The sequence below is a fragment of the Halogeometricum sp. S1BR25-6 genome (assembly GCF_031624495.1).
Classification (GTDB): domain Archaea; phylum Halobacteriota; class Halobacteria; order Halobacteriales; family Haloferacaceae; genus Halogeometricum; species Halogeometricum salsisoli.
Map to the genome: position 1 here is coordinate 1,206,495 of NZ_JAMQOP010000001.1, position 21,921 is coordinate 1,228,415.

At 67.9% G+C, this 21,921-nt stretch carries 27 protein-coding genes, 1 tRNA gene and 1 other RNA gene; 16 read left to right on the forward strand and 13 right to left on the reverse strand.

All coding sequences use genetic code 11. The features are described from left to right. Window positions 1–58 precede the first annotated feature (58 nt). The 9 genes from NDI76_RS06280 (at window position 59) to NDI76_RS06320 (ending at window position 7,521) form a co-directional block, all read left to right on the forward strand. On the forward strand, window positions 59–781 hold the full coding sequence (locus NDI76_RS06280; RefSeq protein WP_310923151.1) for a class I SAM-dependent methyltransferase: 723 nt from the start codon (window positions 59–61) through the stop codon (window positions 779–781). Between the two features lie 122 nt (window positions 782–903). Beyond that, window positions 904–2,013 (forward strand): NAD(P)/FAD-dependent oxidoreductase, encoded by a 1,110-nt coding sequence (locus tag NDI76_RS06285; RefSeq protein ID WP_310923152.1) that lies wholly within the window; start codon window positions 904–906, stop codon window positions 2,011–2,013. A gap of 44 nt (window positions 2,014–2,057) precedes the next feature. Then, window positions 2,058–3,578, forward strand: a complete 1,521-nt coding sequence (locus NDI76_RS06290; protein WP_310923153.1) for an HTTM domain-containing protein — start codon at window positions 2,058–2,060, stop codon at window positions 3,576–3,578. Between the two features lie 253 nt (window positions 3,579–3,831). Then, window positions 3,832–3,902, forward strand: a tRNA-Gly gene (locus NDI76_RS06295). 310 nt (window positions 3,903–4,212) lie between these two features. Continuing rightward, window positions 4,213–4,383 carry a hypothetical protein gene (locus tag NDI76_RS06300; protein WP_310923154.1) on the forward strand — a complete coding sequence of 57 codons (171 nt, stop codon included), beginning with the start codon at window positions 4,213–4,215 and terminating at the stop codon, window positions 4,381–4,383. Window positions 4,384–4,656: 273 nt separating this feature from the next. Next, window positions 4,657–5,418: an SDR family oxidoreductase gene (locus tag NDI76_RS06305; RefSeq protein ID WP_310923155.1), complete on the forward strand. Its 762-nt coding sequence runs from the start codon at window positions 4,657–4,659 to the stop codon at window positions 5,416–5,418. Window positions 5,419–5,528: 110 nt separating this feature from the next. After that, the gene (locus NDI76_RS06310) at window positions 5,529–6,356 is read left to right on the forward strand and encodes a YihY/virulence factor BrkB family protein (protein ID WP_310923156.1); all 828 of its coding nucleotides are present in this window, start codon (window positions 5,529–5,531) and stop codon (window positions 6,354–6,356) included. A gap of 115 nt (window positions 6,357–6,471) precedes the next feature. Next, entirely contained in the window at window positions 6,472–6,648 is a 177-nt protein-coding gene (locus NDI76_RS06315; RefSeq protein ID WP_310923157.1) for a XapX domain-containing protein, read from the forward strand. A gap of 84 nt (window positions 6,649–6,732) precedes the next feature. Further along, on the forward strand, window positions 6,733–7,521 hold the full coding sequence (locus NDI76_RS06320; RefSeq protein WP_310923158.1) for a helix-turn-helix transcriptional regulator: 789 nt from the start codon (window positions 6,733–6,735) through the stop codon (window positions 7,519–7,521). Window positions 7,522–7,809: 288 nt separating this feature from the next. Here NDI76_RS06320 and gvpM read toward each other — a convergent pair whose 3' ends face one another. The 7 genes from gvpM to NDI76_RS06355 are packed head-to-tail and all read right to left on the reverse strand — an operon-like array spanning window position 7,810 to window position 11,610. Continuing rightward, window positions 7,810–8,082, reverse strand: coding sequence for a gas vesicle protein GvpM (gvpM, locus tag NDI76_RS06325; RefSeq protein WP_310923159.1), 273 nt, complete (start codon window positions 8,080–8,082; stop codon window positions 7,810–7,812). Next, window positions 8,060–8,977: a gas vesicle protein GvpL gene (gvpL, locus tag NDI76_RS06330; RefSeq protein WP_310923160.1), complete on the reverse strand. Its 918-nt coding sequence runs from the start codon at window positions 8,975–8,977 to the stop codon at window positions 8,060–8,062. Before gvpL ends, gvpM begins: the two co-directional genes overlap by 23 nt. Continuing rightward, a complete protein-coding gene (gene gvpK / locus NDI76_RS06335) occupies window positions 8,964–9,314 on the reverse strand; it encodes a gas vesicle protein GvpK (protein WP_310923161.1) in 351 nt (116 codons plus the stop codon). The genes gvpL and gvpK overlap by 14 nt, the downstream gene beginning before the upstream one ends. After that, window positions 9,311–9,862 (reverse strand): gas vesicle protein GvpJ, encoded by a 552-nt coding sequence (gvpJ, locus tag NDI76_RS22585; RefSeq protein WP_425498334.1) that lies wholly within the window; start codon window positions 9,860–9,862, stop codon window positions 9,311–9,313. The genes gvpK and gvpJ overlap by 4 nt, the downstream gene beginning before the upstream one ends. Further along, on the reverse strand, window positions 9,855–10,736 hold the full coding sequence (locus tag NDI76_RS06345) for a hypothetical protein (RefSeq protein WP_310923162.1): 882 nt from the start codon (window positions 10,734–10,736) through the stop codon (window positions 9,855–9,857). The genes gvpJ and NDI76_RS06345 overlap by 8 nt, the downstream gene beginning before the upstream one ends. Continuing rightward, the gene (gene gvpG, locus NDI76_RS06350; RefSeq protein ID WP_310923163.1) at window positions 10,733–10,984 is read right to left on the reverse strand and encodes a gas vesicle protein GvpG; all 252 of its coding nucleotides are present in this window, start codon (window positions 10,982–10,984) and stop codon (window positions 10,733–10,735) included. The genes NDI76_RS06345 and gvpG overlap by 4 nt, the downstream gene beginning before the upstream one ends. A gap of 2 nt (window positions 10,985–10,986) precedes the next feature. Then, window positions 10,987–11,610: a GvpL/GvpF family gas vesicle protein gene (locus tag NDI76_RS06355; protein WP_310923164.1), complete on the reverse strand. Its 624-nt coding sequence runs from the start codon at window positions 11,608–11,610 to the stop codon at window positions 10,987–10,989. Window positions 11,611–11,765: 155 nt separating this feature from the next. Here NDI76_RS06355 and gvpA point away from each other — a divergent pair, with 155 nt between their 5' ends. The 3 genes from gvpA to NDI76_RS06370 all read left to right on the forward strand — a co-directional run bounded on the left by gvpA (window position 11,766) and on the right by NDI76_RS06370 (window position 12,971). Further along, window positions 11,766–12,041: a gas vesicle protein GvpA gene (gvpA, locus tag NDI76_RS06360; RefSeq protein WP_049917180.1), complete on the forward strand. Its 276-nt coding sequence runs from the start codon at window positions 11,766–11,768 to the stop codon at window positions 12,039–12,041. Window positions 12,042–12,053: 12 nt separating this feature from the next. Then, on the forward strand, window positions 12,054–12,602 hold the full coding sequence (gvpO, locus tag NDI76_RS06365; RefSeq protein ID WP_310923165.1) for a gas vesicle protein GvpO, halophile-type: 549 nt from the start codon (window positions 12,054–12,056) through the stop codon (window positions 12,600–12,602). Window positions 12,603–12,698: 96 nt separating this feature from the next. After that, on the forward strand, window positions 12,699–12,971 hold the full coding sequence (locus tag NDI76_RS06370; RefSeq protein WP_310923166.1) for a twin-arginine translocase TatA/TatE family subunit: 273 nt from the start codon (window positions 12,699–12,701) through the stop codon (window positions 12,969–12,971). 122 nt (window positions 12,972–13,093) lie between these two features. On the opposite strand, the gene NDI76_RS06375 is transcribed toward NDI76_RS06370, so the two are convergent. The 4 genes from NDI76_RS06375 to NDI76_RS06390 form a co-directional block, all read right to left on the reverse strand. After that, a complete protein-coding gene (locus NDI76_RS06375; protein ID WP_310923167.1) occupies window positions 13,094–14,389 on the reverse strand; it encodes an MFS transporter in 1,296 nt (431 codons plus the stop codon). A gap of 155 nt (window positions 14,390–14,544) precedes the next feature. Beyond that, window positions 14,545–14,855, reverse strand: an RNA gene (gene ffs / locus NDI76_RS06380) — signal recognition particle sRNA. 110 nt (window positions 14,856–14,965) lie between these two features. Then, window positions 14,966–15,382: a DUF7548 family protein gene (locus tag NDI76_RS06385; RefSeq protein WP_310923168.1), complete on the reverse strand. Its 417-nt coding sequence runs from the start codon at window positions 15,380–15,382 to the stop codon at window positions 14,966–14,968. Between the two features lie 104 nt (window positions 15,383–15,486). Continuing rightward, a complete protein-coding gene (locus NDI76_RS06390; RefSeq protein ID WP_310923169.1) occupies window positions 15,487–16,290 on the reverse strand; it encodes an alpha/beta fold hydrolase in 804 nt (267 codons plus the stop codon). Window positions 16,291–16,483: 193 nt separating this feature from the next. On the opposite strand from NDI76_RS06390, the gene NDI76_RS06395 reads away from it, so the two are divergent. The 3 genes from NDI76_RS06395 (at window position 16,484) to NDI76_RS06405 (ending at window position 19,415) form a co-directional block, all read left to right on the forward strand. Next, window positions 16,484–17,638 carry a thiolase family protein gene (locus tag NDI76_RS06395; protein WP_310923170.1) on the forward strand — a complete coding sequence of 385 codons (1,155 nt, stop codon included), beginning with the start codon at window positions 16,484–16,486 and terminating at the stop codon, window positions 17,636–17,638. Next, the gene (locus NDI76_RS06400; RefSeq protein ID WP_310923171.1) at window positions 17,635–18,039 is read left to right on the forward strand and encodes an OB-fold domain-containing protein; all 405 of its coding nucleotides are present in this window, start codon (window positions 17,635–17,637) and stop codon (window positions 18,037–18,039) included. Before NDI76_RS06395 ends, NDI76_RS06400 begins: the two co-directional genes overlap by 4 nt. Window positions 18,040–18,167: 128 nt before the next feature. Next, the gene (locus NDI76_RS06405; protein WP_310923172.1) at window positions 18,168–19,415 is read left to right on the forward strand and encodes a magnesium transporter; all 1,248 of its coding nucleotides are present in this window, start codon (window positions 18,168–18,170) and stop codon (window positions 19,413–19,415) included. Between the two features lie 22 nt (window positions 19,416–19,437). Here the strand turns inward: NDI76_RS06405 and NDI76_RS06410 are convergent, their stop codons facing one another. Both NDI76_RS06410 and NDI76_RS06415 read right to left on the reverse strand, forming a co-directional pair. After that, window positions 19,438–20,376, reverse strand: coding sequence for a DUF7547 family protein (locus tag NDI76_RS06410; RefSeq protein WP_310923173.1), 939 nt, complete (start codon window positions 20,374–20,376; stop codon window positions 19,438–19,440). A gap of 92 nt (window positions 20,377–20,468) precedes the next feature. Further along, on the reverse strand, window positions 20,469–21,557 hold the full coding sequence (locus NDI76_RS06415) for an NADH:flavin oxidoreductase/NADH oxidase (RefSeq protein ID WP_310923174.1): 1,089 nt from the start codon (window positions 21,555–21,557) through the stop codon (window positions 20,469–20,471). Window positions 21,558–21,674: 117 nt separating this feature from the next. On the opposite strand from NDI76_RS06415, the gene NDI76_RS06420 reads away from it, so the two are divergent. Then, window positions 21,675–21,836, forward strand: a complete 162-nt coding sequence (locus tag NDI76_RS06420) for a hypothetical protein (RefSeq protein ID WP_310923175.1) — start codon at window positions 21,675–21,677, stop codon at window positions 21,834–21,836. Window positions 21,837–21,921: the final 85 nt, after the last annotated feature.

A 21,921-nucleotide genomic window follows, 5' to 3' on the forward strand; every position in this document is an offset into this window, starting at 1 on the left:
TCCTATCCTGCCCGCGCCGAGTCGGGGACGATTTGTACGCCGCTCGCCTCCCTCGACCATGAGCGGAGACGGAAGCGGCGAGTCGCGCGTCGGGGGCGACGAGGAACTCCCCGCGGACGCCGAGGCGCCGCACGAGACGTACGACCGCATCGCGGAGCACTTCTCCTCGACGCGCGAGTACCCGTGGCCGGAGGTGCGGGAGTTCCTCGACGACCACGCGCCCGAGGCGACGCGCGCGGGCGAGACGTCCGAGCGCGACGGACCGACGCGGGGATTGGATATGGGGTGTGGTAACGGCCGACATTCGGAAGCGATGGCCGCGTTCGTCGACCGCGTGGTCGCCCTCGACGCGAGTCGCGGCCTCCTCGCCGAGGCCGGAGAGCGGGCCGTCGAGCGGGAGTTCGCGGCCGATTTGGTCCAGGGGGACGCCGCCTCGCTCCCCCTCCGCGACGACTGCGTCGCCGTGGCCGTCTACGTGGCGACGCTGCATCACCTCCGCCCGCGCGAGGCGCGCGTGGCCAGCCTCTCGGAACTCGCGCGAGTGCTCGTCCCCGGCGGGCGAGCGCTGGTCAGCGCGTGGTCGGTCGAGCACGACCGGTTCGACCACGAGGAGGGGTTCGACACGACGGTGGACTGGACGCTCCCCGGCGGGGAGCGCGTCCCCCGCTACTACCACATCTACGACGCCGTGGAGTTCGCGGCCGACGTAGAGGAATCGGCGCTCTCCGTCGTCGACTCGTTCGTCTCCAGCGGCAACTGCTACGCCGTCGTCGCGCCCTGATCGCCGGGGAGCGACGGGGCGGAGCGGAGCGGAAAGCGCCCCGTGCTACCGCGGGACGGCTGGTCGCCTCGTCCGCACGCGTGCTTTGCGTTTAAGAAGGTTCGGCAGCAAGCGAGAGACACATGACCGATATCGACGACGCGGAGGAGTACGAAGTCGCGGTGGTCGGCGGCGGTCCGGCGGGCCTGCAGGCGGCGCTGTACACGGCCCGACTGGGCCACGACACCGTCGTCGTGAACCGCGGCGGCGGCCGCGCCGCGATGATGCTCGATACGCACAACGTCGTCGGCGTCACCGAGGACGTCTCGGGCAACGAGTTCCTCCAAACCGGGCGCGAGCAGATCCAGTCCTACGGCGCGGACTACGTGCAGGACCTGATCACCGAGGCGACGCGGCTAGACGACGGCCGGTTCCGCCTCGACGGCAACGAGGGGGCGTTCGTCGCCGACCGGGTCGTCCTCGGGATGGGATTCAACGACGAGCGGCCGGACCCGCCGCTCCCGCGGACGGGAAAGGGCCTGCACTACTGTCTGCACTGCGACGCTTACATGTTCATCGACCGCCCGGTGTTCGTGATGGGCGCGGGCGAGTCGGCGGCCCACGTCGCCATGATCATGCTCAACTTCACCGACGAGGTGGACCTCCTCCTGCGCGGCGAGGACCCGCAGTGGAGCGAGGAGACCGACGAGCGACTCCGCGCGCACCCCGTCGACGTCGTCCACGAGGATATCGCGTCGATGACGAAGTCGGAGAACGGCTGGCTGGAGTCGTTCGAGTTCGAGGATGGGGAAGTTAGGAAGTACCGCGGCGGGTTCCCGATGTACGGGTCGAACTACAACACGGACCTCGCCGAGCAACTCGGCTGCGAGATAAACGACGACGGCACCGTCCCCGTCGACGACGACGGCGAGACGAGCGCCGAGGGCGTCTACGCCGTCGGCGACCTGACGCCCGGCCACAACCAGATTCCGGTCGCGATGGGCAAGGGCGCGCAGGCCGGCCTCGCCATCCACTACGAACTCCGCGAGTTCCCGCGGAGCCTCGACGAGATTCGCGAGGGCGGCGACGTCTCGCCCGACGAGGTTCCCGGCCTCGGTGACCGAATCCACGCCGCCGCCGAGGAGTACGAGGAGGCGCGCGCGCCGCCCATCGAGTCCGAGTCAGACTCCGACTCCGACTCCGATTCCGAGTCGGCGTCCTCCGAGGCCGAACCCGCGGCCGACGACGACTAGACGGACCGAACGATTCAAGCGCGCGAGCCGTCGTGTACTCCCCGATGAGCCAGACGGTCCGCGCCCCGTCCGACCGATCCCTCCGCGCGCGACTGGCCGACGCGCTCGGCGCCCGGTTCGGCGTCGATACCCGCGCGCTGGCCGCGCTCCGAATATCGTTGGGGCTGCTGTTGCTGGCGGACCTCCTGCTCCGCGCTCGCCACCTCCGGGCGCTCTACACGGATTCGGGACTGGCCCCCCGAGCGGTGCTGGCCGGGCAGTATCCGGCGGTTCGTTACTCGATACACGCTCTCTCCGGGGCGGCGTGGTTTCAGGCGCTGCTCTTCGTCCTCGCCGGCCTCCTTGCGGCGTCGCTGCTCGCCGGCTATCGAACGCGAACGTCGACGGTGCTCTCGCTGATTCTCCTCGTCTCGCTGCACCTCCGCAACCCCGCCGCGCTGACCGGCGGCGACACCCTCCTCCGGCGACTGCTCCTGTGGGGGATGCTCCTCCCCCTCGGCGAGCGCTGGTCGCTCGACGCCCGCCGTCGCGAGGGCGCCCCCCGACGACGGCTAACGAGTGTAGCCGCCGCCGGACTGCTGTCGCAGGTCGTCCTCGTCTACGCGGTCAACGCCGCGCTCAAACACCGCGGCGACCTCTGGCTCCGCGGCGACGCGGTCCGCTACGTGTTCAGCCTCCAGCAGTTCTCCCTCCGCCTCGGGGACGCCCTGACGGCGTTTCCGTCGCTGCTCCGCGCGTTCGATTGGTTCTGGCTCGGTCTGGTGTCGCTCTCTCCACTGTTGGTGCTCTCGCGGGGACGCCTCCGGACGGCGCTGACGCTGATGTTCGCGGCGGCGCACCTTGGGATGCTCGCGACCCTGCGTCTCGGCCTCTTTCCGCTCGTCTCGCTCGCGGCGCTCCTCGTCTTCCTTCCCTCGCCGGTGTGGGACCGGGTCGAAACCGGAGTTCCGGCGTCGCTCGAACGTTCGGCGGCCCGAGTCGGCGACCGAGTTCGGAGCGTCGGTACGAGGGTCGGCGCGGGTGTCCGGCGACCGCCGCCGACCGTCAGCCGGTCGCTCTCGACGGTTCGTCGGGCGGGTCGCCGTCTCGTCCCCGTCGTCGCCGCGGCGCTCCTGACGTTCGCGCTCGTCTGGAACACCGTCGCCCTCGGCGCGGTGCCGCCGCCGGAGGAAGAGCCCGCGGGACTGGACCTCACGCAGAGCCCTTGGAGCATGTTCGCGCCGACGCCGGCCACGGTGGACGGCTGGTACGTCGCCCCCGGCGAACTCGAATCCGGCGAGCGGGTGGACGCGTTCTACCGGTCGGCGCCGCTCGCGGGCGAACGACCGGAGACGCGGGCGATGTATCCGAGCGTCCGCTGGCGGAAGTACCTCGTCGACCTGCGCTACTCGGGCGACGAAGCGCGCCAACGGGCGTTCGCGTCGTACCTCTGCGAGCGCTGGAACCGAGCGCACGAAGACGATTTGGCGAGCCTGACGGTGTCGTACGTCGAACAGCCGACCCGGCTCGACGGACCGGAGTCGACCCGTCGCGTCGAACTTCTGCAACACCAGTGTCGCGGGTGAACCGCCGTCCCGCACGCGGGTTCGGACCGGCGCCCGTCGACGGACGCGAAGAGTAACATCCTTATCCCGGCGTCGAAAAGAGGGGAGTGAGCCTCGTTCGCCCCGGCCTCCGCGTCGGGTGAGCGCCGGTGTCGTCACCGAACGAAGTGAGGTGGCGGCCCGGCGCGAACGAGCGAAGCGAGTGAGCGAAGCGCGCCGGTGTTGAGACGGACGGAGTCCGTCGATGCACGGTGCGAACGAGCAAAGCGAGTGAGCGCCGGTGGTCTAGTGGTAGGACCTGAGCCTTCCAAGCTCATGGCCCGGGTTCAAATCCCGGCCGGCGCATTCTGCGAGGAACGTACGTGACGAGCGAATGCGCCGCGAAGGGATTTGAATCAGGGAGCGAGCGTAGCGAGCGACCGTGGTTCACCATCCCGGCCGGCGCATTTTCTGCCGACCGACGGAGCGAACACCGTCGGAGAGACTGGAACCCTGCGAATCGGAGCGCTCGAAACGAGTAGAGAGCCGTGAATCGATAGTTCTGTCCGGTTACCTCGTTCAACGCGTCGATAGCGAGATATACGCCTCCGCTCTGACCGGTGTCAGCCCCGTCTCGGCCACGAAGACTACGTCCCTCCGCACTCTCTCATCGACCATGGCTGGACTCGTACAACGAACCGCCCAGAGTATCGACGACATGTGGCAGTCGGTCTGGGGCGATTCGAGCACGGCGGAGAAAATCATCATCGCAATCATCCTCATCGTCACCGGACTAGCGATACCGGTCATCCCCATCGTCTGGTTAGCCCGCATCATCGCGCGGTAACTCGATTCGCCGGTTCCGGACTCGAATTCTCTCGACCGTACAGGAACGCGGCGACCAAGAACGCCACCCACAGCGGCCGCGCCGAGAATTTCGAGGAGTCGACGTCGACGAGCCGGTTGTTCACGCGTCGAGAGTGTATCCGAATCGACAAAATCCGTCTCTCGCTCCGTCTAAAGCCACCGGTATCAGCGGAACCCCCCGACACCGACAGTACCGGTCAGTGTGGCTCCGAGCGGACCCCTCTTTCGCGTCACGACCCACAGTCGAAACACGATGGAAGCTATCACCGAGAATCTCGACGGGAAGGCGGCACTGGTCACAGGCGCGTCTTCGGGCATCGGCGAGCAGACGGCGAAGGCGCTGGCCGAGTCGGGCGCGAGCGTCGCGCTGGCGGCACGGCGCGAGGACGAACTCCAGCAACTCGCCGACGAGATAGAGACCGAAGGCGGCGAGACGCTCGTCGTCCCCACGGACGTCACCGACGAGGACGACGTCGCGGAGATGGTCGACCGGACCCACGAGGAGTTCGGCAGCGTCGACGTGCTCGTCAACAACGCGGGCGTGATGCTGCTCGAACACGTCGAGGACGCCGACACCGACAACTTCCGACAGATGGTCGAGGTGAACCTGCTCGGCCTGATGGACGTCACGCACGAGGTGCTGCCCTACATGCAGGACCAGGGCGAGGGCCACATCGTGAACATCTCCTCCGTCGCGGGGCGGAAGGCGATGGCCGGCGGCGCCGGCTACAACGCGACGAAGTTCGGCGTCAACGGCTTCACCGAGGCGCTGCGACAGGAGGTCACTGGCGAGAACGACATCCGGACGACGCTCATCGAACCCGGGTTCGTCGAGACGGAACTCGCGGACCACATCCCCGACGACGAACAGCAGGAGCAGACCAAGGAGATGTACGAGGAGATGGACGTCCTCCAACCCGAGGACATCGCTCGCTCCATCGCGTTCGCCGTCGGTCAGCCCACCCACGTCGACCTCAACGAACTCCTGATCCGACCGACCGGACAGGAACTGTAGACGGTCGCTCGCGGCGTCTCGAACGCGCCGGCGTCTTCGACCGAACGCGGAGAGAGTCGGACCAGCGAACGGCCGCGGCGTTCAAGCCCGCGGCAGCCGTGACGTGATGCGTGAGCGGGAAGAACCGGCTCCTCCGGGCGGTTCGTTCGAACCGAATCGCAGTCGCGCTTCGGACCGTCCGGCTGGAGGTCAAACGACAGAACGTCGCGCTCCTCGCGGGGAGCTTCGCCTACCACGCGCTCGTCTCGCTCCTCCCGCTCCTCTTCTTATTGTTCGTCGTGACCGGCGCGCTGTTGGACGAACCGATGGCCGTTTTCGTCGTCGAGAGAACCGAGCGCTACCTCACGCCCGGCCAGAGCGTCCTCGTCGCCGACGTCGTCACCGACGACCAGAATCGCGTCCGCGCGTCGCTCCTGAGCGTCGGGGTCTTAGCGTGGAGCGCGCTCAAAGTGTTCAGACAGCTCGATGCGGCGTTCTCCGCGGTGTACGGAACCACCGTCGACACCTCCGTCACGGACCAGGTTCGCGACGGAGCGGCGGCGCTCGCGGCCGTCGCGTTCGCCGTGCTCGTCTTCTACGGCGCGGAGGTGGCGTACGACGGGGTCCGCGGCGTGCCACTGGTCGGCTACGCCCGCGCGCTCTCGGTTTCGCTCGGCGCCTCGGTCGCCTTCTTTCCGCTCTACCGGCTCTTCCCGGACGTGGAGATGGGACCGCTCGAAGCCGTCCCCGGCGCGGTGCTAGCGGGCGTCGGGTGGACGGCCCTCCAGCGCCTGTTCACCGTCTACCTCTCGCTCACGGGAGAGTACCGAACGTACGGCGTGTTCGGCGGGTTCCTCCTGCTCGCACTGTGGCTCTACCTCGCCGGCCTCCTGCTCCTCGGCGGCGCCGTCGTCAACGCGGTGCTCGGCGGTCGAATCGGCCCGTCGGCCGAGGGGTAACCCGCCCGCCTCGGCCGTCGCTCCGGTGCCGACTCCGTCCCCGACCGCCCGGTTGTACTCGAACTCTGACCAGTCCTCCGTCATTCATTTATTTCCTGACTGTCTGTCGGAAGCCGTGGAGTGGATCAAAGCCGCAGTCGTCGCTCTCCTCGCAGGATCGTGCATCGGCGCCGTACTGTCGGTCGCGGAACTGCCCAGTCCGGCGCCCGAAGAGTCGCTCGGCGTCGTCGCCGGCGCGTTCACCCTCTGCGGGATGTACCTGGGCCACGCCGCCGTCAGCACGTACCTCTGAGAGGAGTCGTCCCCGCTTTTTTCGCCTCCGTCCCGCGCGGCGAGGGCGGACGTTAATATATCTGCGCTCTGCCAGTATACGCCGATGGTGTCCGATTTCTCGCCCGACGCGCTCGCGGACGTGCGGTTCGTCTCGCAGTCGTCGGCGCGCGTCCGTCTCCTGCTCCGTCTCGTCGAGAGCGGGCCGATGAACCGGTGCGAACTGCGCGACGGCGTCGACGCCTCGCGGACGACCGTCTCCCGCAACCTCGAGGCGCTCGTCGACCGAGGTTGGGTCGCGGAGTCCGACGCCGGCTACCGCGCCACGCCGGGCGGAGAACTCCTCGCCGCCGGGTTGGAGTCGTTCCTCTCGACGGCCGAGACGGTCGGTCGCCTCGCCCCGTTCTTCGAGTGGTTCCCGTCCGACGACGTCGACCTCCCCTCGGAGTGGCTGGTCGACGCCGACGTCTACCCGTCGACGCCCGCAGACCCGTACGCCCCGATAGACAGACACGTCGAACGCCTCGAAGTCGCGGCGGAGTTGCGCTGTCTCCTCCCGGCGACGGGGGTGCGACCGATGCGCGCCATCGGTCGGAAACGGGACGGTTTCGACCACGAGATGGTCGTCTCGCCGTCGGTGGGCGAGACGCTGCGGAGCGAACGGAAGTATCTCGACGCGGTGGACGAACTCGCCGAACGAGGGTCGCTCGACTTCTACGTCAGCGACCGCCCCGTCCCCCTCTACGTCGGTCTGTTCGAGGGCGACGTGCAGTTGGGCGTCGGCGACAGCGACGGAGTGCCGCGCGCGCTGGTCGAGACGAGCGATGAGCGCGTCCGTCGGTGGGCCGAGGAGACGTACGACGCCTATCGGACGGGCGCCGAGCCGTTAGGCTGACCGACCCGAGTGCGTGCGGACCTCGCACGGTGTGCACCCCCTGCACGGCTCCCGTCGGATACACTAACGACGGTACGACGGCCACGAATTCCCGGGGTGGGACCGACCGGCAGAACCGGTCGACCGGCCGCGCCGCCGACCGGGAGTTATCCACACGACTCTCGCCGACGGGGTTCGAGGGGTCTCGAAGTCCGACGGGTGCCGCGGTCCGAGCGCGAACGGTGGGCGACCGAAGCGTCCGAGTGGGGTCCCTGGAACGTCTTCCGGGAGGCGTTCGGTCCCTCCCCGTCAGCGTTCGGGGTCGACGTCGAGGTCGGACTCGGATTCGAACTGCGCCTCGCGCCGACGCTGCTCTTCGCGTATCCGCTCGTCCCACTCCTCGAACAGTCCGTACTCCGTCATCGTGGTCATCCCCGCGATGGCCGCCCGGAGTTTGATTCCGATGAGCGGAATCTCCGCGACGGTGACGACCACGTCCGCGTCGAGGACGGCGCCGTCGCGCAGGAGCACGTCCACGAGGTCGACCACGGCGTCGTCGTCACTCGGCGGGTCCGGTTCCATTCTCCTCTCTCTCCGTTCCCGTCTCCGCATCTTTTCTCTCCGTCCCTCCCTCCGAATCCGCGGGTTCGAGCGCGTCCGGCGCGAACGTGTACGGCGGCCACGGGCCGGTGAACCGGACGGACGCCCCGTCCTCGTCGGCGACGGTGTCGAGGTACTCGCCGACGGCGTCGCACTCCCCCTCGTCGGCGAGGACGGCGAACCGGGCCGTCGGTCCCGTCGGCGCCTCGGTCAGCGGCGTCTGCGGCGCGTCGCCGAGTTCGCGCACCTCGTCGGTCATCGACTCCAGTTCCGCGACGAGTTCCTCCGAGCGCGCCCGACGCCGCCGATTCACGAGCGTCGAGAGCCGCTTGTCGTACTGCTTCTGCACGAGAAAAGCCGTCCCCTCGGAGGCGTCCGAGAGCTTCTCCCCCAGTTCGGCGAGTCGCTCGTCGTCGCTGCCGACCCGTTCGGCGAGGGCCTCGCGGTCCCACTCGACCTCCACGCGGTACTCCCACCGGCCGGCCAGCGAGTCCAGCGCGTCGGCGAGGGTTTCCTCGTTCGCTGCCAGCCACTCGCGAATCGTCTCGTCGCCGCCGCGGACGATGGTGTCGAAGCGGAACGGCACCGGCGTCCCGAACGCCTCGCCGACGTCCTCGACGGCGTCTTGGTGGTCGTACAACCACTCGCGCACCTCGTCGGGCGCGTCCGACTCGTAGGGGTCGCTGCGCTCGTGGACGATCGCCGAGAGTCGCTCGGTCGAGACCACGGAGAGCGATGCGCCGCCGACGCCCGCGGCGTCGAGTCGCGCCGCCGCGTCGTCGTCCCGACGGACGACGCAGTAGAGGTAGCGCCCGTCCTCGTCGGCGCCATCGGCCGCGTCGTCGTCCGCACCGGGCGCACCGTCAGCGTCGCTCACGCGCCCCTCCCGCGTCCGGCGGCGCCGCACCGTCGTCGCCCCTCCGACGCTCCTCGGTGCGGACTTGATGGACGGCGTCGGCGACGAGCGAATCCAGGTCGCCGCGGAGTTGGTCGACCTGCCCGTCTATCTCTTGGTCCTCCTTCAACCGTTCGAGGTCCTCCTCCAACCGGGCGAGGTGGCTCCCGAGGCGCTCTATCTCCTCGTCGGTGAGGCTCCCCGACTCCATGCGCCGAATCGCCTCGCGTTCGAGGGCGTCGACGAGAATCTCCACGACGGCGACGACGACGGCCGTCAGTCCGTTCGCACCGTCCTCGTCGACTTCGACGGTCGTCATTCGTCATCCCCCTCGTCGTCCGCGTCGTCGGCGTCTTCAGCTTCTCCGGTATCCTCGCCCCCGTCACCGCTCTCTGCCTCTCCGCCGCTCGCGTTCTCGCTCTCGACCTCGTTTTCGGCTTCGGCCTCGGCCTCGGCCTCGGGGTCTCCCCCGCCCGCACCTCCGCTCTCGTCGGCCGACCGCTCGTCGTCCGACTCGCCTACCGTCGCGTTCATCACGTCGACGGAGCGGTCCTCGCGGTCCTCCTCCGCCTCGTCGCGCCGCTCCTCTTCGAGTCCGGGTCGCCCCGACGGCGACATTTTGGCCTGCCGTCGGCGCTGGCTGGCCGCCTCGACGGCCTCCATGTCGGTTCCGGAGGGGAACTCCAGACCGAACTCCGAGGCCGTCTCGAACGACGCCAGCGCCGCCCGGAGGCGGATGCCGAGCAGTTCCGTCTCGCCGACGGAGACGACGATGTCGGCGTTGAGCACGACGCCCTTGTCGAGGAGGAGTTCGACCACGTCCGCGAGGCTGTCGGAGTCGCGCCCCGGGCGGACCGGATCAGGCATCGTCTTCCTCCTCGGCGAACTGGTCGAACCGCGACCCGTACACCCGCTTCCGGTTCGGCGCGTTGGAGTACTTCGACTCGGCCGGCACCGTCGAGTACTTCGTGTCGGCGTCGGCGACGCCGTGCGAGGCGGCGAGCGTCGAGTACGCCGTCGGGTTCCGGGAGTCGGGCTGACCGGTCCGCTCGACGCGCTTGCGGTTCTCCTCGCGCAGTCGCTCGATACGGTCGTGCGTGGCGACGAGTCCCTCGCGGAACTCGTCGACGCTGTCGGAGAGCTTCGACTGTATCGCGGTCTGGTAGGCCTCGTCGGGCAGTTCGATGTCGTCTCTGTCGTCGTCGTCGCCCATCCCCACCGCCTCCTTGGCGTCCTCGGCGTCGACGTCGATGAGTTCGTCCTCGTCGTCCTCGTCGTCGGTGAGGTCGTCGACGAACGGGAGGGTGTCCTCGTCGTCGGTCTCGTCGAGTTCTTCGAGGGCCTCCTCGAACTCACGTTTGTTCCGCCAGACGTCGCGTACGTCGACGGAGTCCCAGAGTTCGCCGATGTCGATGATGGCGAGCAGTTTCCGGAGGCGAACCGCCTCCTCGGGGTCGGCGTTCGTTATCGCCTCGGAGAGTTTCTCCTCGTGAATCACCTCGTCGGCGTCCTCGTGGTCGACGGCGTCGGGGAGGTCCGTCAGGTCGACGGCGTCGAGCAGTTCGTCCGCCTCGTCGACGACGACCTGCAGGTCGCGCAGAATCTCCGCGACCTCTGAGTCGTCCTCGCCGTCCATCGCGGCCTCGCTCAGTTCCAGCGCTCTGATGACGAGCGAGGAGACGTCCATCTCGTCGTTCCCGCTCTCTTCTTCCGCCCCGTCCGCTCGCTCCTCGCCGCTCATCGCTGCACCACCACCTTGTCGCTGAGTCGCTCGCGGGCGCGTTCGGCCGCGTCGAGTTCGGACTCCAATCGGGCGCGCTCGCGTTCGTACTCCTCCTCGTCGCGTTCGCCGATTTCGTAGAGCAGTTGGTTCTCCTTGAGGTCGCTCTGGATGGACTCGGTGTCATACATCTCCTGGACCGCCAGCGAGTGGAGCACGTCCACCACGTTCGTGATGGGCCACAGGAGGATGTCGTCGAGGAGGAACACGGTTACTGCGCCTCGATTTCGACGTCGACGAAGTTGTAGGGCGCCCACGGCCCCGTGTACTGTACGGTCGCGTCGGGATAGTCGTCTTCGAGTTCGGAGACGGCCTCGCCGAACGCTTCCTGGGCGTCGCGGTCGACGAGGTACGACCGGTTGAACAGCAGGCGCTCGGAGTAGAGGTCGTTCTCGGCCTCCTGGTCGCTGACGGCGACGAGTCGCTCCGAGACGTCCGCCGTGACGTCCTCGCGCGTCAGGGACTCGTCGTCGGGACCGACGAGTTTGACCCCGAGTTCGACCTTCCCGTCGACGTCCATCAGCGCCTTCCGGAAGGCGCGTCGCCCCCCGCGCATGACGCTTTTGAGCGTGCGAGCGCTCTTGAACGCCATCCCGTACTGCATCGGCACGACCGTCCGGCCCTCGCCCTCCATCATCACCTCTCTGAGCACCTCGTCGTGCGCCCGCGTGTTCTCGTCCGTGCGCTCGACGTCGACGTCGTCGATGGGCGTCACCACCGCCGACAGCGTCCGGAACGTCACGGTCTGGACCGGGCTTTCCCCTTCGACGCCCTCGATGTCCAGTTCGAGGTCCTCGGCCTCGATAACGCCGTACGCGTACAGATGAGAACTCATAGCAGTGTTGGTGGGAAATTCGCCGGATGAACCCGTATAGCTTGTGGCTCGCTCGCGGTCGGAACGAAACAGAAATATACCTGAACGGGACTGTCAGCCGCTATTTTTCTCGGACGGCCGAATGATTAAATAACGTGACGCGACGAGGTGAAGTGATGCCAGCAGATAGCCCGGATGCTTCCAGTTTGGCCGACGTGCTGGACCGAATTCTCGACAAGGGGATCGTTATCGACATATGGGCGCGCGTGTCCGTCGTCGGTATCGAGATCCTGACCGTCGAGGCGCGTATCGTCGCCGCCTCGGTGGACACCTTCCTGACGTACGCTTCAGAGATGGCGAAAATCGAAAAAGCCAGTCAGGGGGACTTAGAGGAACTCCAAGAGTTGGATATCCGGCGCGCGAACCCGCAGGCGGCGCCCGACGCCTCCTGAGGAGGGTGACCCGTGCCCGACCAGTGTAGGGCCGTTACCGAGGGTGGCGAACGGTGTTCGCGACCGGCGAACGAAAACGGTTTCTGTCACCAACACGGCCCGGAGAACGAAACCGTCGACGAGGCCGACTCCGACGACCCCGGCGACCCGTCGGACCCCGACGCGGACGACGACCGGAAGGATTCCACGATGGCAGACGACACAGACTCCAACGAAACGACCGACGACGCCGAATCGCAGGAGGAGACCGAGTCATCCGACGAGACCGAATCGTCGGACGAGACCGGATCGACCGACGAATCGACCATCGTGACCGTCCGGGACAAGGTGAGAGACGAGGTGCCCCAACTCATCGGCCGCGAGTTGGACGGCGTCACTAGCCTGATGCAGACCGAGGACGGTTGGATGGCGACGGTCGAACTCGTCGAACGTCGTTCGGTGCCGGACACGCAGGACCTCATCGGGCAGTACGAGGTATCGATCGGAGACGACGCGGTTATCGACGGCTACCGTCGCCTGGAGACGTACCGCCGGGCCGAGGGCCCGGAATACGACGCCTGAGGCCGAGCGTCGGCCGATTTTTCTCTCGAACCGGAGTCGCGGAGCCACGTCCGTTTCGGTGACAAGTTGATAACGCTCGGGTGCGTACTGAGGGTGATGTCACTCACACTCGTTCCGTTGTTCCCGGGTATCCCCGGCGGTCCCGAACTCCTCATCGTCCTCCTCATCGTCGTCCTCCTGTTCGGCGCGAACAAACTCCCGAAACTCGCGCGCTCGTCCGGGCAGGCGATGGGTGAGTTCAAGCGCGGCCGCGAGGAAATCGACCAAGAACTGCGCTCGATGAGCGAGCAGGACGCCGACGCCGACGCGGACGACGCCGAGTCGTCCCCCGAGACCGAAGAGGAGTCCGACCGAACCTCGGCCGCCTGAACCGGAACCGGAACCGACCACGGTTTCTCGACGAGACTTCCCGCCGCGAGCGGTGCCGCCGGTCGAGGGCGACGACGCGGGCACCGAAGCCGTGACGTCGGGTCGACTTCGGGCCGTCCCGCTCAGTCGCCCACCGCGGCGTCCGGGGCCGTCGCCCTTGCGGTGCGGTAGTACGTCCCCAAGAAGACCCCCGTGGCGACGACGATGAACGCCGCCGCGGTGAGGAAGGCGGCCGTCGTCGACACGAAGTCCTTGATGCTGCCGACGAGCACCGGTCCGGCGACCTGTCCGATTTTCCAGGAGAGGGAGCGCAGCGACATGCTCGACGCGACGGAGTCGAACCGCTCGCCCTCCTCGACGAACAGCGCCATGCTCGCCGGGAGTCGGATGCTGTCGGCGACGCCGAGGATACCGTAGGCGGCGAACAGCGCGAAGAACGCGCCGCCGAGCGCCTGCGACCGGCCGAAGGCGTGGAACTCGAACGGGTCGATGGCCCCCTCGAAGAAGAAGGAGAGGGGGATAAGCGCCGTCCCGAGACCGTACAGTATCGCGCCGGCGGCGACGAACAGGTGTCTCGACCCGAATCGGTCGGTCAGGTCTCCCATGTAGCCCTGCGCGAGCGTCTTCGTCAGTTTCCCCCCGGCGAGAATCCAGCCGATGGCGAACTCGTGGATACCGAACTCCACTTTCGCCACGATAGGCAGGAAGATGATGACGGCCATCTTGCCGACGCTGAACGCGAGTCGAAAGACGACCAGCGAGCGGATCATCGGCCGTTCGAGGAGTGCGCGGAGCGTCTCCCTCCCCGTCGCTTCCTCGGGGTCCTTCCGGCCGCCGGGGTTCTCGCGCAGGTAGCGCCAGACGAGGAGGAACGCGCCGACGGTGACGGCGCTGAGCACCGTGTAGACGACGTGCGTCTGGTAGGCGTAGAGGAGGTAGCCGCCGACGACGTCGCCCGCCAGACTGGAGAAGGCGGCGACCTGGTTGTACGTGCCCAGCCACCGACCGCTGGCGTCGTCGGGGCTTATCTCGCCGACGACGGTCGACCCGGTTATCCAGAGGAGGCTCGCACCCAACCCTTGCCCCATCCGCATGAGGATGACGTGGACGGAGCTCTGAACGAAGGCGAATCCGACGAAGACGGCGACGTTGATGGCGAGGCCGGCCAGCAGGTAGCGCTTGGCGTTGCCGGTGTCTATCTTGCGACCGAGCGGCAGGACGATGAGCAGTTGGACCGCGGCGAAGGCGGTGCCGAACAACCCCTCGACGAATCCGGTGGTTCCGAACTGCTCGGCGTAGAGGGCGAGGGCGATGAGGATAGTCGAGTACGCTTGACTGCGCGCGAACGCCGTTCCGGCCAGCGCCGCGAACTCCCGGTCCCGAAGGAGGCCCAACGAGCCTCCCGCCTCTTCGCCCATGGTGTTCGAATCGAAACGGTCGAGCGGAGTTAAATCACATCATCCGAGAAGGCCGTGTGGGGTACTCTCAGGAGCTGAGAACACCGAACGACCGTGAACGATACGCGAGAAAACGGACGACGGCGCCGCCGCTGTCGAATCAGATACGGTATGAATGGTGGACGACGGGGTTGCCCGGCGTTCCGGTGCGGGGAATCCCGGTTGCCTCCTCCACCCCGCGATCCGTCGAGCGACACACGTTCGGCGGTCCGCTGCTCGCTTCCGCGCCTGGCGGATTGCCACCGATTAACCGCGTGCGACCGACCCTGCGGCCGGCGTTCGCGGTCCGCTGTCCCCGACGGACGAGGTTTCTACGTTGGCTCCCGGGGCCCGCACCGGTCTGACCGGACGCGCCCGAGTTCGGTCCCCGCTAAAGGCCGAAGTTACGGGTGAAGAGCAGGGCCTAGCTGCTCGACCTAGTCCATCTTAATCTGAGGCCGCCGGCACGTAAGGGCCTTTCGACTTCTCCCGACGCGAAACCGACCGACTGCGGACGGTCGGCTCGGCCGGTCGGAGGGCTTCACCCGACGCGTTCGGCTACGCGAGGACGCCGCGGGCGTAGGCGCCGGCGGAAACGGGAACCGCGGCGCAGACGGCGACGACGACCCAGCGGTGGTTCTCTATCCAGGCGTACTCGGCGGGGAAACTGAACAGGAGCGTCTGGTCGATGGAGAGCGCCCACAGGAGGGCGAACGAAAGCATCGCGACGCCGAGGACGAGCGTCAGTCCCGCCACCGTCGCGGGTTCGGTGCGCTCCTGCGCGCCGGCGAGGAAGACGACGACGCTCAGGAGGCCGAGAAAGCCGACGACGGAGACGCCGACCGGTCCGGCGGCGTAGTAGTCGGCGACGAGACCGCTCCCGGCGGAGATGACGAGTGCGGGCGCGAAGACGACGACTGCGAGGAGGAGCGAGGCGACGGCGCCGACGGTCGGTGCGACGGTGTCGTTTGCCATACCGGGCGTCGGCGCGCCCGCGAGGTAAAACGTTCACATTCGGAACCGCGGTTCGAACGGAAGGCCATCCGCGTCGAGAGCGGTGCTCCACTCGGACCGGCCGGTCAGCCCGCGAAGTCAGCTAGTTCCTCGTTCAGTCTCTCCGTCTCGTCGGCGGTGAGGCCGTGCCCGCTGTTCTCGAAGCGTACGATTTCGGCGTTCTCGATGCCGTCGGCGAGCACCTCGCCGGTCACCTCGATGGGAGTAATCTCGTCGTGGATGCCGTGACACACCAGCGTCGGCGCGTCGATGGCCTCCATGTCGGGTCGCAGGTCGGCGTCGCGGAACGTCTCCGCCGCGGCGGCCGTCGCCCGCCCGGACGCCTCCATCCCGAGACTCCACACCCAGTCCATCATCTCCTCGCTCTGCTCGGTGTGGAACAGCATCTCGCCGAACTCGGCGGTCATCGCCGGGCGGTCGGAGCGCGCGCCCTCGACGAGGGGGTCAACCTCGTCGTGCGGGACGCCCTCGGGGAAGTCCGGCTTCTTCGTGAGACACGGACTCGCGGCCGAGAGGAGCGCCAGTTTCCCGACGTGCGCCCCGTCGTGCTTGGCCATGTACCGGGTGGCGATGCCCCCGCCCATCGAGAAGCCGACAAGCGTCGCGTCGTCGACGTCCAACTCGTCCAGCACGGCCTTCACGTCGTCCGCGAACCGGTCGTAGCCGTAGTCGTCGTAGGGCTTGTCCGAATCGCCGAAGCCGCGGTGGTCGATACCGATGCAGCGGAACCCCGCTTCGAGGAGCGGTTCGTACTGGTACTCGAACATCCGATGGTTCAGCGGCCACCCGTGCAGGAACACGATGGGGTCGCCCTCACCCATGTCGCGCACGAACACCTCGACGCCGTCCTCGACTTCGACGTGCGGCATACTTCCTACCACGGACGCCGAGTGTATAGAGGCGCAAGCACCCGGAGAGCCGACCCGGCAGCTAAAGAGTTATCTAACGCTGGTTTGACAGTACTTGAGTCGACTGGCCGACCGAGAGAGGTCGGGGCGGGGCGCCCCGGCGTCGGCCGCGGGGAAGGGAAACGGGTAAACGGACGGCCCCGAGTCCGTAGGCATGGACAGCGTAGCAGTCATCGGCGCGTCGATGACCCGGTTCGGGCAACGCGACGCGTGGATACGCGAGTTGCTCGCGGAGGCGGGGAAGGCCTGTCTCGACGACGCCGGCGTCGAACCCGACGCCGTCGACCACCTGTACGTCTCGAACATGGCCAGCGGCGAGTTCGAGGGACAGACCGGCGTTCCGAACGCGTTGGCGCAGGACCTCTCGGCGGTTCCCGCCTACACCGCCCGCATCGACCAGACCTCCTCGTCGGGCGGCGCGGGCATCTACGCCGCGTGGCAGTCGGTCGCCTCGGAGGCCTCCGAGATGACGCTCCTCGTCGGCGGCGAGAAGATGACCCACCGCTCCACCGCGGAGGCAACGGACGTCATCGCCTCGTTGACGCACCCCGTCGAGTACAAACACGGCGTCACGCTCCCCAGTTTCGCCGGTCTGACGGCGCGGCTCTACCTCGACACGTACGACGCGCCGCGGGAGTCGCTCGGCAAGGTCGCGGTCAAGAACCACAAGAACGGCGTCGACAACCCGCACGCCCAGTTCCGCAAGGAGGTGGATTTGGAGACCGTTCTCGATTCGCCCGTCGTCGCCGACCCCCTTCGACTCTACGACTTCTGCCCCATCACCGACGGCTCGGCGGCCCTGCTCTTCTGCCCCGAGTCCGTCGCCCGCGAGTACGCCGACGAGTACGTCGTCATCTCGGGCATCGGCGGTGCGACGGACACCCACGTCGTCCACGAACGCGCCGACCCGACGACGATGGGCGGCGTCGTCAACTCCTCCGAGCAGGCCTACGAGATGGCCGACATCGACCCCGACGACGTCGACGTCGCGGAGTTACACGACATGTTCACCATCCTCGAATTTCTCCAATCCGAAGACCTCGGCTTCTTCGAGAAGGGCGAAGGCTGGAAAGCGGTCGAGGAGGGCGTCACGGACCGCGACGGCGACCTGCCGATCAACACCTCGGGCGGTCTGAAGTCGAAGGGCCACCCCCTCGGCGCGTCGGGCGTCGCGCAGGCGTACGAGATTTACGCGCAGTTGACCGGGCAGGCGGGCGACAGACAGGTCGAGGCCGAGACGGGTCTGGCCTGCAACGTCGGTGGATTCGGGAACTGCGTGACCACGACGATTATGGAGGCGCGACGATGAGCGACGAGAGCCACGAGAACGACGAGCACGTGATGGAGGCGTACCGCTACCCCGACGGGAGCATCACCTATCCCGGCCACCCCATCGGTCCCGGCGGCGAGGAATCGGTCGGAACGGTCGACCTGAGCGAGTACACCGCCGAAATCGTCACGTGGACCACCTCGACGGCGACGCCGCCGGGCGTCCGCGAACCGAACTCCCTCGCCATCGTGGAGTTCGACGTCGACGGCGAACCGGTGCGCGCCATCGGACAACTCACCGAGGCGGACGCGGCCGACTCGGCGGTCGAAATCGGCGACGAGGTCCGACCGGTCTACTGCGAGGAACTCCGCGACCCCGAGGCCGGGATTCGAGAGCCAGAAAGTCAGGAGTGGGACGGGTTCCGCTTCGACCCGGTCTGAGTCGGTGACGGCCGAGTCTTCCGGTTCGGAGCGGAGATTCGACCCGGTCTGAACGGCGTCGGACCCGACCGGTCAACCGCGATTTCCGATAGCGTAATCGTTTTTCGGGGAAGGCGAAAGTTCGAGGCATGACCGAGGAGACGGCCGACGTCCAGCAGGCCATTGCCGCGTCGCCAACGCCGGCCGCGGAGTTCGCGGACCTCTCGCGGCGCAGGCAGGTGGAAGTGTTCTTCTCGCTCCCGCAGACGGTCCAGAAGTCGCTTCTCGCCGACATGGACGTCGCACAGGTGCGTCGGTTCGTGCGCCGACTCGACCCCGACGAGGGGGCGGACGTCCTCGGACTCGCCGACGAAGAGACGCGGGCGGAGGTGCTCCGGCGACTCGACCAAGACCGTAGGGAGGCGCTGTCGTACCTCCTGGAGTTCGACCCGGAGACGGCCGCGGGCCTGATGCACCTCGACTACGTCACCGTCGACGTCGAACGGAGCCTCGCCGACGCCGCGCGCCGCGTCGAGCGGTTCGAGGCGCGCAACGACGCCGTCCCGACCGTCTTCGTCGTCGACGACGAGGAGTTCGTGGGCGAACTCCCGGGGCAGGCGCTGGCGCTGGCCGACGACGAGTCCGAGCGTCTCCGAGACCACGTCGAAGAGACGCCCGTGGTGACCTACGACACGCCCGACACCGAGGTGGTCGATGTCTTCCGACGCGCCCCCGAACGCTCCGTCGCCGTGTTGGACGACGACGGAACCATCCTCGGCGTCATCTACGCCGGCGACCTCCTGCGCGTCGTCGAGGAGGAGGCGAGCGAGACGCTGTACGAGTTCACCGGCGTCCAAGAGGAAGAGAGCATCCTCGACGGTCCGCTCGCGAAGGTGAAATATCGGTACAAGTGGCTCATCATCAACCTCGGAACGGCGTTTCTCGCCGCCGGGGCCGTCGGCGTGTTCGAGGATACCATCGCCGCGTTCACCCTTCTGGCGGTGTACATGCCCGTCGTCGCCGGGATGGGTGGCAACGCCGGGACGCAGTCGATGGCCGTGACGGTGCGCGGCATCGCCCTCGGACAGATATCGCTGTCGACGGGGAGTCGCGCCGTCAGCAACGAAGTCGTCGCGGGGGCCGCCAACGGCTTCATCACGGGCGTCCTCGTCGCGGTCATCGCGACGGTGTTCAATCAGAGCCCGCTGTTGGGTCTCGTCCTCGGCGTCTCAATGGTGTTGAACCTCGTCATCGCCGGGTTCTTCGGGACGGCGATTCCGCTGGTCCTCGACCGAATCGGCAAGGACCCGGCGACGTCGGCGACCATCTTTATCACCACCGCGACGGACGTCCTCGGGTTCTTCATCTTCCTCGGACTGGCCCGGAGCGTCCTCTGAACGCGCCGCCGCGACCCGAACGCTACTCGTCGCCGTCCTCGTTCCCCCTCTCTTCTCTCTCCGATTCGTCGTCGCCCGCCCCCGAACCGTCGTCGCCGCGAATCTCTCTCCGTATCGACGCCAACTCCGCATCGACGTCGACCTGCGGGGATTCCTCGTCCTCGTCCTCGTCCTCGTCGTCCCCGTCGGTTACGTCGATGGTCTCGGAGTTCCCTCGGCCGCCGCCTTCGGTCCGCCGCCCGCGGTCGCTTCGGGTTCGGTCTCCGTCCCGTTCGCGGTAGCCGTACTTCGAGCGCTCCCGTTCGCGTTCGGCCTCGTCGATGCGGGCCTCTATCTCGGCCATCAGGTCGCGGGCGTCCGTGACGATGCCCCGAGACTCCTCCTCCTCGGGAAGGCCCGACAGCGCGTCCCGGAGGTCCGATATCGCGCGGTCGACGCCGGAGAGCGCCTCGCGTCCCATCGTCGTCGTGGCGAGTCGCTCCGTCGTCGAGCGCCGCCGGTCGCCGGCGTCGAACGCCGACCGCTGGGGGTCGGCGAGGCGGAGGACGTTCCGGAGGAGTTCCAGGGAGCGGACCGTGGCTTCGAGCATCGCGATGACCGTCGGGATGGTGTACTCCTCGGTGAACCGGAGCATCTCGCCAAGCGAGGGGGGGTGCGGTATCGGCCGGTCGCCGTCGTAGCGGGGGCCGTCCTCGCGTCGGTCCCGTTCCCGCTGGCGGTAGCCGTAGCGCTCCGCCTGCCGCGCGGTCGGACCCCCCTGGTGGTCGCGTCGGTCTCGTCCCCCGGCGGGTCGGTCGTCCCGGTCGTCCCGGCCGTCCCGATCGTCGCCTCGGTCGCCGTCGCGTCCGGCGGTCCCGCCTCGCTCCCTCGCGTCGAGTTCGGCTCGGAGGTCGTCGAGCGTCCGATCGAGGTCGGCGAGGAGGTCCGCGAGGTCGTCGTCGGGGTCGCGTGGCTCGCTCATACCCCGTCCTTCGCGACCCGGAGAGAAAAACTGTCGCCGCCGCGGGGGTCGGCGCCGCGCGGCGTCGCGTCCCGCGTCTCGTTCCGCCGCGTCTACTCGAACGTCCCGCGCCGGTACTGCACCGGCCACTCGACGTCCTCGTCGAGTTCGTGGGCGGCCTCCAAGGAGAAGTACGGGTTCCGGAGGTGCTCGCGAGCGAGGATGGCGAGGTCGGCCCGGTCGTTCCGGATTATCTCGTCGGCCTGCTCGGGTTCGGTTATCCCTCCGACGGCGCCGACGGCGATGTCGGTGTTCTCCTTGACGCGTTCGGCGTAGGGCACCTGGTAACCCGGACCGGGTTCGGGCACCTGCTGGTCGGGGTGGATGCCGCCCGCGCTCACGTCGATGAGGTCCGCGCCGGCGTCCGCGAGGAGGGGGGCGAGACGGGCCGACTGCTCGACGTCCCACGACTCGCGGTCCGGAAGCCAGTCGGTCGCGGAGATGCGGACGAAGACTGGCTTGTCGTCGGGCCACACCTCCCGCACCGCCGCGGTCACCTCGCGGACGAGGCGCGTCCGGTTCTCGAAGGACCCGCCGTAGTCGTCGTCGCGGCGGTTCGTCACCGGCGAGAGGAACTCGTGGAGGAGGTAGCCGTGGGCGGCGTGCACCTCGGCTATCTCGAACCCGGCGTCCAGCGCTCGTTCGGCGGCCGCGCGGAAGTCGTCGATGACCGTCTCGATGTCCTCAACCGTCATCTCCCGCGTCGCGGCCGTCTCCTTGCTCTCGTAGGGGTACGCCTCGGACCCCGGCGCGACCGTCTCCCACCCGCCGTCGTCCGTCGGGATGGGCTGAGAGTCCTCCCACGGGACGGTCTTGCTGGCTTTCCGACCGGCGTGGGCGAGTTGGATGGCGGGGACGCTCCCCTGCCCGCGGACGAACGCGGCGATGTCGGAGAGGGCGTCGGCGTGTTCGTCCGACCAGATGCCGAGGTCGCCCGGCGTGATTCGGCCCTCGGGGGAGACGGCCGTCGCCTCGGTCATCACGACGCCGGCGCCGCCGACGGCGCGACTGCCGAGGTGGACCAGATGCCAGTCGCTCGGCATCCCGTCCTCGGAGGAGTACTGACACATCGGCGAGACCATCACGCGGTTCGGGAGTTCCGTCCCTCGGAGGGTGAGGGGACTGAACAGCGACTCTGTCATCGCTTTCCCGTAGCGCCGGGACGGAAAAGCCCCTGCCGACCCCGGAACGCCACGGGGGGTACCTCGAATTTTAGGGAGACCAAAACTGACTTATCCACCCGCTCGTCACGGGTAGGTATGGACGGTCTCGACGCGGACGAACGAAACGGTCCCGACACCCCGAAATCGACGGTCGACGCCCACCGGTCCTCGCCCGACCGGACGGTATTCACCGAAGCCGGCAACCGCGACGCCTGGATCGCGGTCGACACCGACTCGACGCTCGACCTCGAACGGTAAGCGTCGACACCTCCCTTCTCCCGCCTTTCGACCTCGACCGCGAACGCTCACCGCTCTCGCGACTCCTTGGTCTCGCCTCGAAAAA

Coding starts and splice junctions, on each gene's coding strand:
- NDI76_RS06280 (WP_310923151.1), top strand. CDS start 59: ATGAGCGGAGACGGAAGCGGCGAGTCGCGCGTCGGGGGCGACGAGGAA.
- NDI76_RS06285 (WP_310923152.1), top strand. CDS start 904: ATGACCGATATCGACGACGCGGAGGAGTACGAAGTCGCGGTGGTCGGC.
- NDI76_RS06290 (WP_310923153.1), top strand. CDS start 2,058: ATGAGCCAGACGGTCCGCGCCCCGTCCGACCGATCCCTCCGCGCGCGA.
- NDI76_RS06300 (WP_310923154.1), top strand. CDS start 4,213: ATGGCTGGACTCGTACAACGAACCGCCCAGAGTATCGACGACATGTGG.
- NDI76_RS06305 (WP_310923155.1), top strand. CDS start 4,657: ATGGAAGCTATCACCGAGAATCTCGACGGGAAGGCGGCACTGGTCACA.
- NDI76_RS06320 (WP_310923158.1), top strand. CDS start 6,733: ATGGTGTCCGATTTCTCGCCCGACGCGCTCGCGGACGTGCGGTTCGTC.
- gvpM (WP_310923159.1), bottom strand. CDS start 8,082: ATGGAACCGGACCCGCCGAGTGACGACGACGCCGTGGTCGACCTCGTG.
- gvpK (WP_310923161.1), bottom strand. CDS start 9,314: ATGACGACCGTCGAAGTCGACGAGGACGGTGCGAACGGACTGACGGCC.
- gvpJ (WP_425498334.1), bottom strand. CDS start 9,862: ATGCCTGATCCGGTCCGCCCGGGGCGCGACTCCGACAGCCTCGCGGAC.
- NDI76_RS06345 (WP_310923162.1), bottom strand. CDS start 10,736: ATGAGCGGCGAGGAGCGAGCGGACGGGGCGGAAGAAGAGAGCGGGAAC.
- NDI76_RS06355 (WP_310923164.1), bottom strand. CDS start 11,610: ATGAGTTCTCATCTGTACGCGTACGGCGTTATCGAGGCCGAGGACCTC.
- gvpA (WP_049917180.1), top strand. CDS start 11,766: ATGCCAGCAGATAGCCCGGATGCTTCCAGTTTGGCCGACGTGCTGGAC.
- NDI76_RS06370 (WP_310923166.1), top strand. CDS start 12,699: ATGTCACTCACACTCGTTCCGTTGTTCCCGGGTATCCCCGGCGGTCCC.
- NDI76_RS06375 (WP_310923167.1), bottom strand. CDS start 14,389: ATGGGCGAAGAGGCGGGAGGCTCGTTGGGCCTCCTTCGGGACCGGGAG.
- NDI76_RS06385 (WP_310923168.1), bottom strand. CDS start 15,382: ATGGCAAACGACACCGTCGCACCGACCGTCGGCGCCGTCGCCTCGCTC.
- NDI76_RS06390 (WP_310923169.1), bottom strand. CDS start 16,290: ATGCCGCACGTCGAAGTCGAGGACGGCGTCGAGGTGTTCGTGCGCGAC.
- NDI76_RS06395 (WP_310923170.1), top strand. CDS start 16,484: ATGGACAGCGTAGCAGTCATCGGCGCGTCGATGACCCGGTTCGGGCAA.
- NDI76_RS06400 (WP_310923171.1), top strand. CDS start 17,635: ATGAGCGACGAGAGCCACGAGAACGACGAGCACGTGATGGAGGCGTAC.
- NDI76_RS06405 (WP_310923172.1), top strand. CDS start 18,168: ATGACCGAGGAGACGGCCGACGTCCAGCAGGCCATTGCCGCGTCGCCA.
- NDI76_RS06410 (WP_310923173.1), bottom strand. CDS start 20,376: ATGAGCGAGCCACGCGACCCCGACGACGACCTCGCGGACCTCCTCGCC.
- NDI76_RS06415 (WP_310923174.1), bottom strand. CDS start 21,557: ATGACAGAGTCGCTGTTCAGTCCCCTCACCCTCCGAGGGACGGAACTC.
- NDI76_RS06420 (WP_310923175.1), top strand. CDS start 21,675: ATGGACGGTCTCGACGCGGACGAACGAAACGGTCCCGACACCCCGAAA.